Origin of the sequence: Chitinophaga niabensis (assembly GCF_900129465.1) — a bacterium.
Taxonomy (GTDB): Bacteria; Bacteroidota; Bacteroidia; order Chitinophagales; family Chitinophagaceae; genus Chitinophaga; species Chitinophaga niabensis.
On sequence record NZ_FSRA01000001.1, the window covers coordinates 903,591 to 923,157 of the forward strand.

General features: G+C 47.0%; 10 protein-coding genes. 8 read left to right on the top strand and 2 right to left on the bottom strand.

Features of this window, described 5'->3' with window-relative positions; translation table 11 throughout:
• The first annotated feature begins 29 nt into the window (after window positions 1–29).
• The 8 genes from BUR42_RS03385 (at window position 30) to BUR42_RS03420 (ending at window position 15,416) form a co-directional block, all read left to right on the top strand.
• Window positions 30–536 (top strand): Imm42 family immunity protein, encoded by a 507-nt coding sequence (locus BUR42_RS03385; RefSeq protein WP_074237833.1) that lies wholly within the window; start codon window positions 30–32, stop codon window positions 534–536.
• 107 nt (window positions 537–643) lie between these two features.
• The gene (locus tag BUR42_RS03390) at window positions 644–3,310 is read left to right on the top strand and encodes a tail fiber domain-containing protein (RefSeq protein ID WP_074237835.1); all 2,667 of its coding nucleotides are present in this window, start codon (window positions 644–646) and stop codon (window positions 3,308–3,310) included.
• A gap of 19 nt (window positions 3,311–3,329) precedes the next feature.
• Window positions 3,330–6,023 carry a tail fiber domain-containing protein gene (locus BUR42_RS03395; protein ID WP_143197321.1) on the top strand — a complete coding sequence of 898 codons (2,694 nt, stop codon included), beginning with the start codon at window positions 3,330–3,332 and terminating at the stop codon, window positions 6,021–6,023.
• On the top strand, window positions 6,023–7,297 hold the full coding sequence (locus tag BUR42_RS03400) for a PA14 domain-containing protein (protein ID WP_074237838.1): 1,275 nt from the start codon (window positions 6,023–6,025) through the stop codon (window positions 7,295–7,297). Before BUR42_RS03395 ends, BUR42_RS03400 begins: the two co-directional genes overlap by 1 nt.
• Before the next feature lie 11 nt (window positions 7,298–7,308).
• A complete protein-coding gene (gene pilV / locus BUR42_RS03405) occupies window positions 7,309–9,903 on the top strand; it encodes a pyocin knob domain-containing S74 family peptidase (protein ID WP_074237840.1) in 2,595 nt (864 codons plus the stop codon).
• 124 nt (window positions 9,904–10,027) lie between these two features.
• A complete protein-coding gene (locus tag BUR42_RS03410) occupies window positions 10,028–14,074 on the top strand; it encodes a PKD domain-containing protein (RefSeq protein WP_084185350.1) in 4,047 nt (1,348 codons plus the stop codon).
• The gene (locus tag BUR42_RS03415) at window positions 14,071–15,096 is read left to right on the top strand and encodes a PorP/SprF family type IX secretion system membrane protein (protein WP_074237844.1); all 1,026 of its coding nucleotides are present in this window, start codon (window positions 14,071–14,073) and stop codon (window positions 15,094–15,096) included. Before BUR42_RS03410 ends, BUR42_RS03415 begins: the two co-directional genes overlap by 4 nt.
• Before the next feature lie 89 nt (window positions 15,097–15,185).
• On the top strand, window positions 15,186–15,416 hold the full coding sequence (locus BUR42_RS03420) for a hypothetical protein (RefSeq protein ID WP_074237846.1): 231 nt from the start codon (window positions 15,186–15,188) through the stop codon (window positions 15,414–15,416).
• Here BUR42_RS03420 and BUR42_RS03425 read toward each other — a convergent pair.
• Window positions 15,386–15,751, bottom strand: a complete 366-nt coding sequence (locus BUR42_RS03425; RefSeq protein WP_074237848.1) for a VOC family protein — start codon at window positions 15,749–15,751, stop codon at window positions 15,386–15,388. The two genes, BUR42_RS03420 and BUR42_RS03425, sit on opposite strands and share 31 nt — an antisense overlap.
• An 82-nt stretch (window positions 15,752–15,833) precedes the next feature.
• Window positions 15,834–19,220, bottom strand: coding sequence for a DUF7133 domain-containing protein (locus BUR42_RS03430; protein ID WP_074237850.1), 3,387 nt, complete (start codon window positions 19,218–19,220; stop codon window positions 15,834–15,836).
• Window positions 19,221–19,567: the final 347 nt, after the last annotated feature.

Genomic DNA, 19,567 nt, shown 5'->3' on the forward strand with positions numbered 1-19,567 from the left:
GATTAAAATAACCTGTAAAAAAATGCAGAATGAATGATATAATGTTGTTTGGTAATAAGGGTGAATTTGCTATTCAGTTAGGCCTTCATCCTAACAAGAAAAAATGTAAGCTCTGTTTCTGGGCCAAAGGGAAAAAGATAGGAACATTTACGAGGGGAGCAGAGTTAGACGATTCAATAAAAGTTTATTATCAATTCTCAGGTAATAGAGAGGATTATTATTTACCCATTTTAGATGGTATGAATCCATCTCAAATCATTGAATATTTAGTATTAGAAGCATTAGTGTTAGTCTCATCTTCTAAGGATGAAGATTTTGAGGAGTACCAAAGAAGAGCAAAACTGCATTTGAATTTTGGCTCACAATTTACAAACGATAGTTCTGATCTGATTTTGCTTAACAAGGATGATAATGTTATCATAATCTACAATCCCGAGAAGGAAGAACATATATATGAATTCGTAATCAGCTTTAACACTTTCAGCCAGGTTTACGAAGAGTATATAACATATTGTCTTACGAATGGGTTGGTGTGATTAGATATATTGAATAATCTACCTGAATTAGCTTTACTGTTGATCTGAATAATTACATGCAAATGCCTGCAATGCGCTTTCAGTGTTAAAAAAATGTCCCTGTATCCATGAAACATTTCGTTTTATCTGTCTTAATTGTATTTGTAACCCAGCTCGCCAAATCCCAGCACGTCTACCAGATCCGTGCAGACAGCGTGCGCATCTATAACGTCTGCGACACCGCAGAACTCATCATAGAAAACCGTACCCGTGGTGTAGCAGGCTTCCTGTACAACAAAGGCAACGGCCGCACAGAGTTCCGCCGCCTGCAACTGGAGTCTATCGGGGGCAACCAGATAGCCATCTCCGGCCAGGATACGCTGGACATCAGCACCCTACCCGGAATAGGAGGCGTAGACACTATTTACCGTGACGGCAACTATATAAAATACAACAAACGCGGCACCACCTATTCCCTGCTTGCACCCGTTTCAGAAGATAACCTGCAAACTGTCACCTCTCGCGGAAGTATAACAAACCAGCGCATGCAGATCCACGATCCGGTAGTAGGACCAGATACCTATACATACGCACCATTCGGCATTACCAGGGCCGCTGTTGCAGGGAATCTATCCTATTGGGCAATGACCAAATCAGGCACGATAGTATATGGCGCCGGAATTAACACTGCCAATGAAATGATCATGGGCCAGGTGTTTCCTGACCTTACTGTGGCACCTAGTCTATATGTAAGGGCAGGAGGTATGATAGGGGTGAACAAATCTCCTTCCCATGCACTGGATGTGAATGGCAATATCCGCTGGAATGGATATAACATAGGCAATCCGAGGGCGGCAAAAATAGGTTTCAGCGGGGGAGATTACGGTGGGATTGGTTATGGGCTCGATTTTACAAGCAGTACTAACGAATACAAATATGATGCGGAGTTCAATGGAGATAATCCAACGCTGTTAAGGTTTAACCAGGGCTTTGATTTCCTGACTGCTCCAACCGGAACCCCCGGAAATCTTATTTCCTTTACCACATTGGCCAGATTTGCAACAAGCGCCGCATCATTTAATGTACAACTGGATGTAAACGAAAAGATCACTTCTGTTAAATCGAATACATTAACGAATGGCCTGATGGCTTACGGCAACTTTGAAGCAAGGAGCGCCGCCGTACCCTCCTATGGATTCCATATACCCGGAATAGATGGTGTTGCATTGTATTATCCCGGCCCTGGTACAAACCTCCGTGTGCGTAGCAATGGCGGAAGGGACGGATTGATATGGACTTCAGATAACCATGGCACCGGCTCTGGTATGGATGCAGACCTGCTGGATGGTTTCCATGCGTCTGTAGCTAACGCCGGATCCACAGTAGCCGTAAGGAATGCGGACGGATACTTGTTTTCCAATTATTTCAATACATCAGCAACAACAGAAGGAACTATACCTACCCGCATCTTTGGAGGTACAGAGGATGGATATATCCGTCCACTGGCCGCTGGTGCTATACGATCTTTCCTCGGAATGCCTGCCTCCGGTGAAACCTTGCAAAGTGTAACAGACAGGAGCAATTATACTACAAACAATATTCAGTTTGTTGGTGGCAGTGGTAACCCCTCCACAGGTCTCTTATGGGGATATAATACAGATTACTGGAAGATTTTTGTGGAATCCCCACAGGATACCCCTTCCGGGAATATGATCTTCGAATCCGGCGATAATGATAATGAGGGCTGGATCTTCCGCAGTGCAGCCACCAGTGGTGGTGCGGGTGTTACTGACATCCTTTCTGTGGGCAGGGACAGGCTGAACTACCAGGGATTTAATGTTTGGCATGCGGGAAGCCTTTCGCGACCAATTGGTCAGTCATTATTCAGGCTCATGTCTTCTGACGGTACCTCTGCCAATGATTTTCAGCAAGGCTCTACCTTCTCATATGCCTCAGGGTCTCCCTACAGTGGCCCCTTGCTATCTTTCGGGGGATTAAATGGCAATTATGATTGCCAGATAAATGCAGATTACGGCACTGGTAACAACATCGCTTTCCGTGTGAGGAATGGTGATGGACACGTTTGGAATGCCTGGCAATCCCTTTGGCATAGCGGCAATGTTACCTTTAATACAAGCGGTTACAACGTAGCCCTTAAAACAGAATACAGTGGTACACTTGGACTGGATAACTGGGTGCGTGTAGCCAATGCGACCGGTATGTATACTACCAATGGCAAAAATTATTTGTATAACAATACTTATCGCAGTTGGGCTATTCGTGGAGAAAGCGACTCTCAGATATGGTTCGAGTTGCAGACGCAATCGCCAACAGGAGGAGGCGTCAACAGAGGCGGAATCTACGCCAATAGCTCTGACGAGCTCGGCTTTGTGAACGCAGATGCCAACGGCTGGCGCCTGAGAACGGACGCCTCTGGCAACGCCTATGTTACCGGTATGGTGCAAGCCACTTCTTTCTACCAAACTTCTTTGAGAAGCCTTAAAAAAGATATACAGCCATTTGACAGGTCGGCCCTTGCTATCATGGATAAAGTTCAGGTGCGTTCCTTCATTTTCAAGGCAGACAAAGAAGGTAAAACCAATATCGGCTTCATTGCTGATGAAGTACCCGATGAAATTTCCACTCCCGGCAGAAAAGGAGTAGATCAGGCCAGTACAGTAGCATTGTTGGTAAAATCTGTACAGGAGCTGAATGCAGAGAACAAAGAACTCGCCGGCAGAGTAAAAGAACTGGAATCGCTTGTACATAGATTATTGAATGAAAAGAAGAATTAAATAAGTATCCCTGTTTCCAATGAAAAGAGTCTTTTGGTTTTTCCTTTTGCTATTGTTCACCCAATTTGCCCAAGCGCAGCATATTTACCAGATCCGTGCGGACAGTGTGCGTATCTATAATGTTTGTGATACAGCAGAACTGATCATTGAAAACCGTACCCGCGGCGTGGCAGGGTTCCTGTATAATAAAGGTAACGGTCGTACCGAATTCAAACGCCTCCGCCTGGAAACGATCGGTGGTAACCGTATCGCTATTACAGGTCAGGATACGCTGGATATCAGTACACTTCCCGGCATCAGTGGAGTAGATACTATTTACAGGGATGGCGACTATGTAAAGTATGTTAAACGGGGAAGTACTTATACCTTTTATGCACCTGCAAATGAAACATTGCAAAGTGTAACCAACCGGGGAAGCACCACCACCAATCCCTTATCTGTCAGGAATATTACTTCCGTTACAAACAATACCCTTAACAATGGCTTATTCGCAAATGGGAACTATGAAGCGCAGAGCGCTGCAGTACCTTCATATGGATTTCATATACCGGGTACGGATGGGGTTGCATTATATTATCCTGGGCCAGGTACCAACCTCCGTGTAAGGAGTAATGGTGGGCGGGACGGACTGTTATGGTCCTCTGATAATCATGGCGCCGGTTCAGGGCTGGATGCAGATCTGCTGGATGGTTTTAATGCTTCTGTAGGAGCTACTGCTGCTTCAATACCGGTAAGAGACCCTAACGGATATCTGTTTGCCAATTATTTTAATACAGCAGCAGGAACTGAATCAGCAACGCCCACCCGTATATTTGGAGGTAACGAAGACGGGTATATACGCCCTCTGAGTGCTGCTGCTATTCTAGCTTTCCTGGGCATGCCCGGATCCGGGGAAACTTTACAAAGTGTAACCAACCGTGGAAATCTTTCTGTGAGGGATAATACAAACATGGTATTTCAGAAAGCTTCCGGCACACCTGGAGGTTTGTATCTCCAATTCCGGAACAGCGATGGATCAGCCCGGGGGCATATCGGTTATGGTTCTTCCACGAATAATACTTTTATCATTCATAATAATGATAATTCACCAACCAGCATTTACCAGCGCCTGTTAGTAAACGGCGCAGATGGTTATGATGATGGTCAGAATGCCTTGCTGGTGAACGGTAGTACTGCCACCAGGGGAGTGTTCAGACAGAATCTATCTCACCCCAGCACTGAAAGTAATGGTGCAAATCAGCTTTGGAATTCCTACGGCGGTGCACAGATCTATGCTGATCCGGAATTCAGATCGGGAATGAATAACCTGATGGTGTATAATAACTATGGAGGTGATGCAGTGAAACTCTTCCGGGAGAACGGTACGCTCAGTGCTGCTGTTCCTAATAACTCCGGCTGGTATTTGCGTGTGCAATCTCAACCAGGTACTTCAAGCGGCACCCAGCCCGGGTTGGGAGGCGTTTATTCTAACCTGTTTACTGCTGAAAACCAGGTATACGTAACCCGTATCCGCGCTTTTATTCCTGCAGGTTATACGCTCAATGCAGCAGCCAACCAACACGGAGATAATCCTAAAAACTATTGGACCACTTCACAGGACGGTGTGGGTAAGTGGCAGGACTATATCCACGTTTGGTGTGCCGGTCAGTCAGGTATTTTTTCGTCAGTTAACTACTATTACCTGGAGGGTCCCCGCACAGATGTAACCTGGTATATTGCCTATTTCGATACCAAGCAGGTCACCAGTTCTGCCTGGCAGGATAATGTGAGCCAGAACCCTGTCACTGCCCGTCCTGTTGCTTTATACCTGAATGATGATAATACCAAATTGGAGCAGGGGGGCGGTAGTTCGCTAAAAGTGCAAACACCTCATGGTAATATGGAAATCGGTGCACAAAACACCGGGCATGCACATTTTCTTACAGACAGGGAAAATTTCTATTTCAATAAGCCACTGCTTGTAGTAGATAGGCTGGGGGTCTACAACGGTACCTTTTCTCCCGGCATGACCACCTATCTCTCGCAAACAGAAGGCAGGATCAATAACAACCTTATCTATCACGCCGGGAACCTTTCATTTTATACAAGCGGAGAAGATAAACCCCTGAAAACTGAACCCAACGGGTACTTTGGGATTGAAAACTGGATACGTACCGGAGCAGAAACTGGTCTTTTCAATAACAATGGGTTTCATTTTTTCCCTTATGGCACGAAGAGTTGGGCTTTTAGGGGAGGCACAGGCAGCACGCAAACATTCCTGTTATTGCAAACCGCCAACGGTCAATTTCATGGTGGCTTGCTGGCCAATGCTTCCGGAGATATTGGCATTGCAAGCAGCAATGATGCCTGGCGCTTAAGAACAGATGTAAACGGCAACGCCTTTGTAACCGGGCAGGTGCAAGCCACTTCCTTCTATCAATCATCATTACGCAGCCTGAAAAAAGATATTAAGCCTTTTACCGCCTCTGCCCTGGATGTTTTCCGGAAAGCACAGGTGCGCAGTTTCGTTTTCAGGGCGGACAGCAGTGGTAAAACAAACATAGGTTTTATCGCGGATGAAGTACCTGATGAAATGTCCACACCCGGAAGAAAAGGAGTGGACCAGGCCAGTACCGTGGCTTTGTTAGTGAAATCAGTGCAAGAACTGGAAGAAAAAATAAAGAAGCTGGAAATGCTTATAACAGAATTGTCCAAGGAGAAAAACAATAAATAATGAGAATCCGTCTGATCTTTTTCCTGCTGTTGTTTCTATCAACTGTCACGGATGCACTGGCGCAGAACCACCTGGTGACGCACCGGTTCATCCATCAGAAAGTGAGCGAGGGATACTTTCAACAACGCCCGTCAACCACCATTCCACAGGATGATTATTGCATCAGTAAAGCAGAAGCGATGGCCTGGCTTTACCTGGATGAATCTCGTCTTCCAACGGACAGCCGGATGCCCTGGTGGAGTGAGATCATCCCTGCTACTGTTTATACTCCCTGTATAGGTACCAACTTCGACGTTTGCCGGGTATCAAATCCTGCATATAATTCTTGTGGCAGCTGGATCTATTCAACATTCAGCACCTATATGACATCTTTCACCAGGTCAAGATTTGCGGCTACCAACCCTTTGATGAATGCCTCTTCCTCTGATCAGACTACTTATTGCGCGTTCACACCAATAGGTTCTAAAACATCGCTGATGGGCTTTGGCGCTATGTCCGCACCGGCAGGTAATCCGGGAGATTCAACAGTGCAGCAGAAAGGTATGATGAGCCCCATGCTGCTGGCTGATCAGGGGCCGTTAAACCGTTCTGGCATATGGGGATGTTCTGCAGTAGGAACTGAATGGCTTTTTGTGAATGCTACATTCGCCTGCGCCGAAACAAAACAATATTTAATAGGCGTTGGAGCAGACAATCATTTCAGGGTATATATAGATGGTAGCCTTATTGTAGCGAATGAAATAACAGACTCCGAGAACTTCAAGCTCTGGCATGTTTTCCCGGTAAACCTTACTGCCGGCCTGCATACGATCAGGCTTGAAGGCAGGGATGATGGTACGCCGGGAGCCATCGGTTGTGAGATCTATGATAATAATGTTACAGGGCTGGCTAATGCTGTTACCTATAATGACCTGAAAGTATTATTCTCCACCAAAGATGTACCCAATGGTAACATTTGCATTGAAGCAAACACGATCTATGTTCAGAATACTACCTATAACTCCTATATCTGGGATGTCTCCGGCCTTAATGGCTGGAGCCCGGCTGGTACAATAGGCCCCGGAACATCTGATAATGGCACATTTACCAGCCATGTTGGTATGCTTACAGTAGAAGTAAACACTTCTTTTTCTGAACCCGTAGATCTTGTATTATACATTGATGGTTGGGAAGTCAGCCGGCAGGAAGTACCATACGGCCACGGATACATGTATATAGATGTAACCTCCTATGTCAACCAGGATTTTGGGCTTGAATTGCAAATAAGACCTTGATACAATACCCTATGAAGCAGATTTTAGGCGTCCTTTTTATCCTGTTAGTGAGTCAGCAGGCATATACGCAACATGTTTACCAGATCCGTGCAGATAGTGTACGTATCTATAATGTATGTGATACAGCAGAACTTATTATTGAAAACAGAACACGTGGTGTAGCAGGTTTTCTCTTCAACAAAGGAAACGGTCGCACGGAGTTCAGGCGTTTACAGCTGGAATCGATCGGAGGCAACCAGATCGCTATTTCCGGGCAGGACACATTGGATATCAGCACCCTGCCGGGTATTGGTGGTGTAGATACCATCTACAGGGATGGAGACAACATTAAATACAGCAAGCGGGGGATACTTTATTCACTCTATGCTCCCCTTCCGCAGTTTTATGAGATCCCGGCAGGCACTGCTTACAGCTTTTCCCAATACCAGCCAAACAGGCTCACTGCATTTAATGCGTATATATCTCCGGATATGCCAATGTTCTCAGATCAGGCATTGACAAATACCAGTACCGAGAAAACATATTACTACGCGGGCCATACAGTCTCAAACGGCAGCGCAGGATACCAGATGGCCGTGAACTGGGATGGAGAACAAACAGGGCCTAAAGGTGCCTTTCTGCGTAATAAAGATGATACACAGGGAGCATGGGGGCAATGGCGTGAATTACTATTTAAAGATTATGCAGAAAATGCTTTTGCTACAAAGCTGAACCTCCAAACCAGTGGTCAGGCTACAGTACATTGGGGTAACATTGTGGGAGCACCTTCATTTTCCCTGAATGAAAATTTGCAAAGTGTAACGGATAGAGGAAGTACAACCTCTAATAATATCCAGGCGAATGGCCTTTACTTACAGGGGACTGGTACATTGCTGAGCAAAGGAAATTATGGTTCCCTCAGGATCACAACACCTTCCGGGTATACAGAAGTTGGTTCACAGAACGGAGGATGGAGCCATTTTGAAACAGACCGGCCTGCGTTTTATTTCGGTAAAGATATACATGTTTTGGGTGCTGTACGCGGGTACAATAACACAGGATATTTTGATGGGCTTAGTGTAGGGCTACAATCCGGTAATGGAAACGGCATTCGTTTCTGGGATGGTAATTCAGATTATTCCATTTGGATGTCTGATGCCGTTCATGGTACTTTCGGAGGGCGGGTTTACAATGCGGGTGTGAATGATTTTAATATGTATTTCAGGATTACGGGATACAACCGTGGATTCGTTTTTATACCGGGTAATAATGTTCCCGTTGTACAGATCGATACCGACGGTATGTACAATGGCAAGTGGTACAGATCAGTAGGAGATGGGGGCTGGGTTAGTGAAACATATGGAGGAGGCTGGCATATGCAGGATGCCACCTGGATCCGGTCTGTAGGCGCGAAATCAATCTATCACGATGCGGGCATCCTTCGTACAGATGGCACCTTGCAGGTAGGAGGCGCAGGAAGCACCTTTAACGCGCCCAATGGCGGCGTGCCGACTATTAATGGCAATACCATCTGGCATGCAGGAAATGATGGTGCCGGGAGTGGTCTCGATGCTGATATGGTGGATGGCATGCACGCTGCAGACTTAGTAGGTAACTGGGGACAGGTAACTAATCATGCAGGTACCAGCGATTTTAATGGAATAAACAGGTTTGGTAGCACATTTATCAATGGGGGCGGAGCTGCTCCTGCAAACGGGCCAGGTAATGGCAGTCTCAACCAGTATTACTCCTGGGCATTTGGCCTGGGTGCTGAATACGGAGTTGGGAATTATAACCTGCAAATGGCCATGGGACGCCCGGGTGGTGGAGGTACAGAAACGGCTCCCTACTTATACAGAAGGTTCCTGGAAAACGGTACTTATACACCCTGGACAAAAATAGCAGCAGGATATGCTGATAATGCCGGGGCATTGAACAATATTGACGCATCAAGATTTGTATATGGGATGAATGCAAGCGCTACAAATGATATCAGCGTTACTAATCTGAATAGCGTAAATAAGTCAGGTTTCTATAACGGCTATAACATGCAAAACGCTCCTTCGTCAGACTGGTACAACGTTATTCATTCGGAATACACCGGCGCCACTTATGGTAACCAGATAGCGCAGAAATTCACCGGTAACACAAATGAAGTGAATGTATTCTTGCGTACTCAATACAATGGTAGCTGGGGCTCCTGGAGAGAGATCTGGCATACCGGCAACCTTACATTCAGCGTTACTGCCGATGCATACAAACTCGCCCAACGGGATGGATCAGGGCAGCTGATCGCTACCGGCTTTTATCAATCTTCCCTTTCATCCCTGAAAGAAAATATCGAAACATTCAATGAACCGGCTTTGCCACTGATCAACAGCCTTGTTATTAAAGCATTCAACTATAAGGATGACCAGGAAAAGAATCAGCACTTCGGGATCATTGCAGATAATTCAGACTGGCATTTTTCTACCAGGAAGCAGGATCGCTTTGATACCAATAGCTCGCTGGCAATAGCCATCAAAGCTATCCAGGAATTGAGCAAAGAGAAAGAACAATTGCAGAAACAAGTGAATGATATGGAAGAAAGGCTGAAAAGACTGGAAAAATTACTGCTGGTAAAATAGTTACATGGTTTAACGGGAATGGATATATGTATTTTGATATCAATGTGTTAGCGCACGTCATCAAAATGCTATAAAAAATAAATGATCTTCCTTATCTTGGAAGCTTTTAGCAGACCATGTATCTATGACCCTACTATCTAAGTGGCAGAGAACCATTCTTATTACCTGTGCTTTCTTTATCCAACAATTGGCTTTTGCGCAGGAACTATCCAACGCAGGAAAAGAATTCTGGGTGGCATACGGCCATCACCAGTTTATGGAACCAGGGCAATCCAATTCGCAGGAAATGGTATTGCGTCTGACTGCCAGGCAGCCAGCCACGGTGACCGTTTCTATTTACGGTACCGCCTGGACGAGAACGTATAATATCCCGGCTAACACTACCATCACAACAGAAAATATCCCCAAGTCGGGTCTCTATGACGCACGTTTGTATTCTGTGCCTCCATCGTTTGGCGGTACAGGAAGTGAGGGCATATTCACCAATAAAGCTATCTACATCTCCAGTAATGTACCCATTGTAGCCAATGCGCATATCTATGGCAGTGCTTCGTCAGGGTCCACCATGCTGATGCCGGTGGAGTCCTGGGGTTATACCTATACTTCCCTGAACAGCCAGCAGAAGTATGCAGATAACTGTTTCTCGTGGATGTACATCATAGCAAAAGAACCTTCCACAGTAGAGATCACACCTTCTGTGCCTACCCGTAACGGAAGGGCAGCAGGGGTGCCTTATACGGTTGTTTTATCGAAAGGGCATGTTTACCAGGTGTTAGGTGCCGGTATGGGCAGTGGTGAGGGGCGTGATCTCACGGGTACTACGGTGAAGTCTATAGGAGGCGCCAGTTGCCCCACCGTTGCAGTATTTTCCGGTAGCAGCCGCACTTACATCAACTGTCCGGCGGGCTCACCTGCTTCCGGTGATAATATCATACAGCAGGTATTACCACGGCAGGCATGGGGAATGCGGTACCTTACCGCTCCTTTTTCGAATTCTAATCTTGCGGCCAGCCCGCAGACCAATATTTACAGGGTGCTTGTAACGGATCCCGCTACAGTGGTAACATGGAACGGCACCCCCCTTACAGGACTGCAGCAGAATACTTTTTATGAGTTCAATAGCGGCACGGCAGACCTGATAGAAGCTGATAAACCTGTAATGGTAGCGCAGTATATGCCTTCCCAGGGAGGATGCATTAATATCAGTGGTGATGGAGATGTTGAGATGACCTATGTAAGTCCAATAGATCAGGGCATAAACAGAACATTCTTTTCACGTACAACCAGTGAAAATATTAACGTTCAATATCTCACGCTGATCATTCCCGCAGCGGGATTGTCCTCTTTAGTGATAGATGGCAGCAATACATTCGATCATGTATATGACCATCCGCAGGATGCCGGTTATAAAGTAGTGGTGAAAAGATGGACAGGTGCGAATGCTTATGCGGAGGTATCCTCAGATCTTCCGTTTGTGGGTACCACCTACGGCCTGGGTTCTGTGGAGAGCTATGGTTATAACATCGGACTCCATCTGAATAACCTGAAAGGTAAAGGCCTGATAAAAAATGAGTTGAATACCGCTGCCACGTCCAATGAATTTACCTGCAGGAATACACCATTCAATATGTCTGTTCTATTACCCTATCAGCCGACCAGGCTGGTGTGGAAGATCAGCGATCTTGCGGCAAATATCACACCGAACACGGATATAACAGATAATGCCCCGGTAGCTGCAGGAACAGTAACCCGGAATGGAGTTACTTACTATCAATACACGCTGGCACAGGTTTACCGGATCAATATTGCGCCTGGCACTTATACAATTCATGTACTTGCCACACACCCAGATAACGATCCCTGTGATAAAACAGAACAGTACATCATTCCTGTAGAAGTGAAGGATGGGCCGGCGGCAGGCATGACCGTTACCCGCTCCTCTAATTGCATGATGGACACCGTTTATCTTTCAGGTAAAACAACAAACAACGGCTTCACTATAGACAGGTGGCAATGGACCTTCCCGGATGGCAGCGTTGCAACAGACAGGGAAACAAAAAAAGTGTTCATGCCCGGTAGTCAGCAGGTAAAATTACAGGAGATCTCTACAGAGGGTTGCATCGTGGAAACCATCGCGCCTGTAGCTATTGTAGACCGCCCTACGGCAGGTTTTACATCTTCCGCCACTGCATTATGCCCCAATGCTCCCATTACGTTAACGGACAACTTATCTACTTACACAGGCAATACGCCCATCATTACACGCTATTGGGATTTTGGCAACGGAACGGCGCATACGGTGAATGTGAATGATCCACAGCAACCTGTTTACACGGCTGCAGGAAGTTATGAAGTGAAGATGGTAACAAAAGTAACGGCATTGTGCATCAGTGATACGGCACGTGCCACCATCACGGTGCATCCAAAACCCGTGGTGAACATCGCCAGCAACCAGCTCACCACCTGTACCATGGATACTGTGTATCTCTCCGGCACAGCAAACGGTGGCACGCCTGATCAGTGGACCTGGACCTTCGCGGACGGTAGCACTGCTACAGAGCAGGAAACAAAGAAAATACTCCTTCCCGGCAACCAGCAGGTTAAACTGGAGGTGAGTACTACCGATGGATGTTCAGGCGATATCACTGTACCCATTACAATAACAGACCGCCCGGTAGCCAGCATTAATGCCTCAACCCCTGCAGTATGCGAAGGAGGCTCCGTTACCTTTACAGACAATGTAGCTGCCGCTTCCCCTGCGCAGCGGTATTGGAGCTTCGGGAACGGAACAGGTGTAACGATCGGCAACAACGATCCCCAGTCTGCTGCATACCCGGCCTATGGCAGCTATGAAGTAAAACTTGTTACAAAGCTAAGCACATTATGTATCAGTGATACGGCACGTACCACCATGACTGTATATGCAAAACCAAAGATCAATCTCACTTTACCCGCTGATTGCCTTCCGCTGAATGGTACCACTGCTTTCCAAAGTAATCCTGTCGTTCCTGACGGGCAGGCATTCAACCTGTATGAATGGGATTTCGGAGATGGAAGTAGTATGGCAACAGGTAAAGATCCTGTTCACCAGTATGCTCAGGGTGGTACCTATCCCGTACAGTATAAAGTATACACCAGCGGTGGCTGCTCAGAGGATACTACAGTGAATGTGGCAATCAGGTTCAAACCACAACTTACATACGGCACTATTCCTCCTGTATGTATATCTGCACCCGGACCGGTTTCAGTGGCTACGGCCTTGCATACCCAGCCTGGCACAGGTATTTACAGCGGAGTGGGTGTAAATGCGCTCGGAAGTTTTGATGCAGCAACGGCAGGAGAGGGCACACACCCGGTAAAATATGTATTCACCACAACTGCCGGATGTATAGATTCCGTTGAAAGCAGCATTACCGTATGGCCTTTACCGATAGCGGATTTTATGACATCGGCAGATACCGTTTGCCAGCAACAGACCTTAACATTAACGGATAGAAGTATAGCCGCCGTTCGCTGGAGCTGGGATTTTGGAGATGGTACCACATCTGCTGTTGCCAGCCCGGGAAAACAATATACAAATACCGGGCTGCATGATATCAGCCTCCGCACTACCGATGCTCAGGGCTGTATCTCTGCACCATCTTTTCATACGGTGTTCGTGGAAACACAACTGGTGATAGATGCAGGGCCTTCTATTGTTGTGCCGGAAGGAACGGTAGTGCCCTTACAGCAGGCACAGGCGAATGGTACAGCGGGTGTAACCTTCCGCTGGTCGCCTGCGGAAGATTTTGTTGATCCGGGAATGCTCAATGCATCTTTAATAGCCCGCAGGGATGGTGTGTACACTTTAACAGCCAACAGCGCTTATTGTACCGCAACGGATCAGATGAGTGTAAGGGTTATCAAGGTCATCAATCCACCGAATGCCTTTTCTCCCAATGGGGACAATATTAACGATACCTGGGTGATTGCAGACCTTGCGCTTTACCCGGATGCCGTTGTGGAAGTGTTCAATCGCTACGGCCAGCCGGTGTACCGTGCTGCCGGATACGGCACACCCTGGAACGGTACATTCAACGGAGCGCCATTGCCAATAGGTACTTACTATTACGTGATCCGCCTGCAGCCTGGTACCAAACCTATTTCCGGTTCTGTAACTATTCTGAAATGACCAAGAGAAGCTTATACATCCTGCTGATAACAATAGTGTTTGCAGCGACAGCAAAAGCGCAGCAGTTGCCGCATTACACCCAATATCTCATGAATCCCTTTGTGATCAATCCGGCTGTGGCAGGTATTGAAAACTACTGGGATATCAAGGCCAGTCACCGGCATCAATGGGCCGGCCTGCAGGACGCGCCGGTAACCAGTTATCTGACTGCTCATGGCCCCCTGGGCAATAGCAACAACCTGGTGACCCCTACCGGCAGCGATGTAGGGTACAATCCAAGAGGCAGGGCATACTGGACGGATTATGAAAGGCCATCTTCCCATCCCGGCATGGGCCTGATGGTAATGAATGATGTAACAGGCCCTATAAGGCGTTTTGCTTTTAGTGCGGCATATGCCCACCATATTGGCCTGGCGCCTAAAACCAGCATTAGTGTGGGCATTGGCGCAGGTGTACAGAATTACAGCCTTGATGCGGATAAGCTGAACTTCGCTAGTGCTTCCGATCCTGCGGTAGGGGGCATTGGTTTAATGGAAAGATGGAAGCCGGATGTATCCGCCGGTATCTGGTTATACTCCGCCGATTTCTTTGCAGGTGTTTCCGCCAATAATATCATTCCGCAGGAACTCACTTTTGACAAAGGTGGTGTAGCTACCGCAACAGAACGTGGCCGCCTTGCACCACATATTTTCATAACGGCAGGTTATCGTTTATGGATCAATGATGATATCAGTGTGCTGCCATCCCTGATGCTCAAATACATTTCGCCGGTGCCGCTGGGAATAGATCTGAATGCCCGGCTGCAATACCGGGACCGCTTATGGATCGGCGCCAATTACAGGAACGGAGATGGGTTTGCCGGTATGCTGGGGATATACATCACACCGATGCTCAATGTGGGGTATGCATATGACTACACCACCTCATCGCTGAATTTTGTCAGCAAAGGCTCGCATGAGATCACCCTGGGATTGTTATTGAGGAACCGGAATGGAGATTATGCGCCACGGAATAGCTGGTAACAGTAGATAAGCTTCCACAAATACCTCCTGCCTGGCTACTATTTATTCTGGCACAGTTTTACATCTGTCTAAGATGTAAATCAGTGGTTATGTCGAAGATCAATTTAACAACAGTAAAGATATTCGGAGAGAAATACGCATTAGATACTTTCCTGATCATCTTCTTTGGCCCCTTAATGGCCAGCGGGATCATTGATGCATGGCGTTTCTGCAGAACCATCGTAGTATCCATCCCGGTGATAGTTGCCATTTTGCAGGAGGCCACTTTGTTTAGAGAGCAGCCGGATAATTATTTGGAAATGCACAGTATCTCCCACTGATACCCGTCGAAGTCAGCAAAATTAGCGGTATAACCCCAGGCCTCATTTCTCCTTTCACCTATCTGGGTGGCACCTGCCTCAATAACGGCATCCAGGATGTGATCCACATCGCTCTTGTTTTCTGTAACGTGGCTAATGATCAGGCCTGCCGGCATTACAGCTTTATCAGATGCCAGCAATACGAGACTGAAATCGTTTTCCAACTCAAATAACACATGATCTTCATACCCCGGTTGTATGCCCTGTGTGGGTAAACCCAATACGTGCCGGTAAAACGCAGTGGACCTTTTAAGGTCCTTAACGCTGAGTGTGATGAAATTGATCTTTGGTTTCATTATACGAAATTAAATAAAACCATTCGGTTACACAATTATTTATAAAAAAGCCGCATATTGTTATGCGGCTTTTTTAAATTATTTATTCTCCTTTCTCCTCCGCCAGGAAACTCACTACATCCCTGATCTCTTTTTTGGACAGTACCGTTTTCATATCCGGCATACTGGATGGGGAATACGTTTTTTTGCTGATCTGATCATTGTTGATCGTCCTGTCTGGTTCCAGCCCTACTTTTACTTTCAAGCCGGTTTTACTTTCACCCTGTAATACGCCGGTGAGCTTTTGCCCGTCTTTCAACTCCAGCGTTACCATGCCAAAACCAGGGGAAAGCCGTGCGCTGGGGGAGATCAATGCTTCCAGGATCTGTTCACGGGAAATGCGTTTACCTACACCATTCAGGCGTGGTCCGGCATTGCCGCCCCTGTCATCGTAGGAATGGCATTTCATACACTGTGCGTTCTGATTGCGGAAGAAGATCTGTTTACCCCTGTTGGGATCGCCGCCCAGTAAACTGCTGGCATAAGAAGCCATCAGATCATCCGGGGATAATTTACTGCTGATCTCTTTATACCGTGCGCTGAGTTGTGCATTGCGTGTGCTGTCAATCGCCTCACCCAGTTCCAGGTAAATATCCGGGCTCAGTTTGCCGGCAGCCATTTTATTGAGCATATCATCAAACACCCCGGAGGAATTCTCCAGTGGCAGTTTGCCGAGCGTTAATACTGCGGCCTGCTGTTCTTCCATGGTTTTGGTAGCGATCACATCGGTCAGCAATGTTACCATCACCGTTTTAGGGATATTCATCTTCTCCAGCAGATCAAGCCCTGCCACGCGCACTTTTTTCTCTTTATCGGAAAGTGCCTGCCTGATGCCCTGCTCTCCCAATGGGTCTTGTAAGGCAACCAGTGCTTTGAGTGCTTCAACGCGCATTTCTGCTTCTTTGTCTGCTTTTAATACAGCCAGCAATTGCGGAGCGGCCTGTTTGATATTGAGTTTGTGAATAGCTTTCGCTGCGCTGATCCTTACCGGTAATTCTTTATTTTTCAACAGGCCGATAAAAGCATCGGTGGATTTGAGCAGGAGCGGGGCAGCATCCCTTTCAACAGGGCCTCTCAGGCGCCCGTCTACCCTGTCCAGCACGGAAGGTTTAGGCCATACACTTAATGCATCGATGGCTTCTGCTCTCATGTTGGCTGGTGCGCCTCCTTCCTGGGAATAGGTGATCAGGTTCTGCATGGTTACATCAGTACCCACCCGCAGGTTAGCACTGATGATACGTCTTACCAGCGCTTCGTTGCTGAAGCGGGTGGTGTTCAGAAGGTTGGCCAGGGCAGGTAATGCATCCTTAATGGAAAGATCATCATTGATGCCGCGTGCCGCTTCTGTTACTACAAATTCATCCGTATCGTTCAGGAAATTCGCAATGCCGGGATGGCTCATTCTCCTGAGCGTTACCACTGCTGCGATCCTTAACGCGCGGGAGGAGTGCGTGGATAATGCGATCACCGGTTCTGCTTTTCCTATGCGTGCCAGTGCAAGGCTTCCTGCATGCCGCAGGTAAGCGTCTGCATCATTATTATCTTCCAGGAAGGAAATGATCGGTTGAATGGCCGCTTCATATTTTATCCTTCCCAATGCTTCTGCTGCAAAGAAACGAACACGGCTGCTGGTGTCTTTTAATAAAGGTACCAGGGCGGCGCCTGCTTCATTGTACCGGATATCTCCCAGCCATTTGGCAGCCTGTGCCTTAATTTCCGGATCGCTATCTTTCAATACCGGTACTAATACAGCCGCGTATTTTTTATCCTGCCGCCCAAGCTGGCTAATACCCCAGATAGCATGCACGCGGGCAAGCTGGTCAGCTGTTTGCTGCAATGCCTGTTTGAATACTTCGGCCCCTTTGTCCTTACGTTTTACCAGTTCAAACTGTGCTTTCATCCGAACCCGCATATCAGGGTTTTTTAGCAAGGCTCCCAATTCTGCTTCTTTACGGGAAGAGAAGTCTGCTGCCAGTAATGCCTGCACTTCTTTGCGGATGGCAGAGGCCGCGGCATCTTTATGGTCCAGCTTCCAGATCCTGCCGTAATTATGGGTATCCCATCCATCTATCCAGTCTGCCACATACAGGGCACCATCAGGGCCAAAGTCAAGGCCGGTTGCCAATACGCCACCTAAGATCTTCTTATGTTCACCCAGTTCAAATGTGGCGCCTTTAGGCGTTAATTTGAAACCATGTATGCCGGAGTTGGTAGGACTGCCTACGAATTCAGCAATGAAGAAAGTGTTCTTATATTCAGGGCCTAATGCGGTACCCGGGTTGTACACCATCCCGGCAGGGCCGCTCACAAAATTGGCGATGCAGGGAGTGATATAAGCTGCCTGACCTTCAAAACGGGGCAGGTACATTTTTTCTTCCATCCATACCTTATAGTTGTTGTTATCCTTATCCCTGTATTTACCATACTGCCAGTTACTGCGCCAGCCGGCATCAGAGCCGTTCACGATATACACCAGGCGTTCCTTTTCACCGGGATGGTCGCCATCATTGTCTTCACTGATCAGGTTGCCGTATTCATCAAATACAAATTCATGCGTATTGCGGATGCCATAGGCAAATATTTCAAAGTCACTGCCATCAGGGTTGGAGCGGGCAATAACACCGCTGTTGGGATGTTCCCATTTCTGCCCGTCAGGCCCTTTGCCATTAAAACCAATATCACCTATCTGCCAGTAGATCCTTCCGTCCGGCCCCATTTCCACGCCGGACATGCCATGGCCGCTGAACCCAACGTGGATACCATAACCGTGGGAGATAGATGTTTTTTCATCTGCAATACCGTCTTTATTCTTATCCTTCATTCTCCACAGATCAGGTGCTACCGCCACGTACAGGTCATCTCCGTCGCTCAGTACACCACCGGCCACATCTGTTACTTCATCGTGGAAATCGTCCACTACCAGTTGAGACTTATCCGCTACACCGTCCCCATTCACATCTTCCAGCCGGTATACCTGTTCTGTTTCCAGGGTAAGGTCTCTCCAGTCGTGAGAGCTGTCGCCGTTAAGGTCTTTCAGCCAGAGGTTCTTTTTACTGTTTTCGGGAGAGAGTTCCTTGCGCAGGAATGCCCGCCTGTCTTCCACGGTCTGGAGACTGATAGAAGGGATCTCCCAGTCCCTGTGCCCACGGATATCGAATTCAGAATTCTTTTGCCGCAGGGTAGTGGTATAGTATATACGGCCATGATCATCAATATCAATGGCTATGGGAGAGATCACAAGGGAATCTATGCCCCATAACTTCAGCGTGAGGCCTTCTGCCAGCTCCGGTTTCACGATAGAGTCGATGGAGGCTGCTATCTGTGCGGTTTGGGTGGAGTCCATCAGTTTGATGCGCTTATCTGTAGCGCCTTCCTGCCGGCAACTTTGTAGCAGGGCTACTACAAGGAGGAGAGATATCAGTTTGTTCATTCTAGAAAAATAGAATAAAAAAAACCGAAATACAAAGAAATGTGTGTTAATGGTACACTTATTTTCTGTGAAAAAAGAAAACCCGCGCGAATGCGCAGGTTTCTTTAATGCTCCGTCAAGGATTATTCGTAGACACTATTCTTAAAAGGATAGTGTAAATGTAACTATACTCCCACAGCTAAATAATACCGGGAAACCATTATTTATGCCTGGCTGTTTTCCGGTAGACATTAAAAGAAAGACACTTTACAAAGACTTAACACACGCCAGCTGAAATCATAAGATTCTCCATCCTAATCCAGTTTTTATCCATCATCCCCGGCAATAATTGATATTACATTTATGGT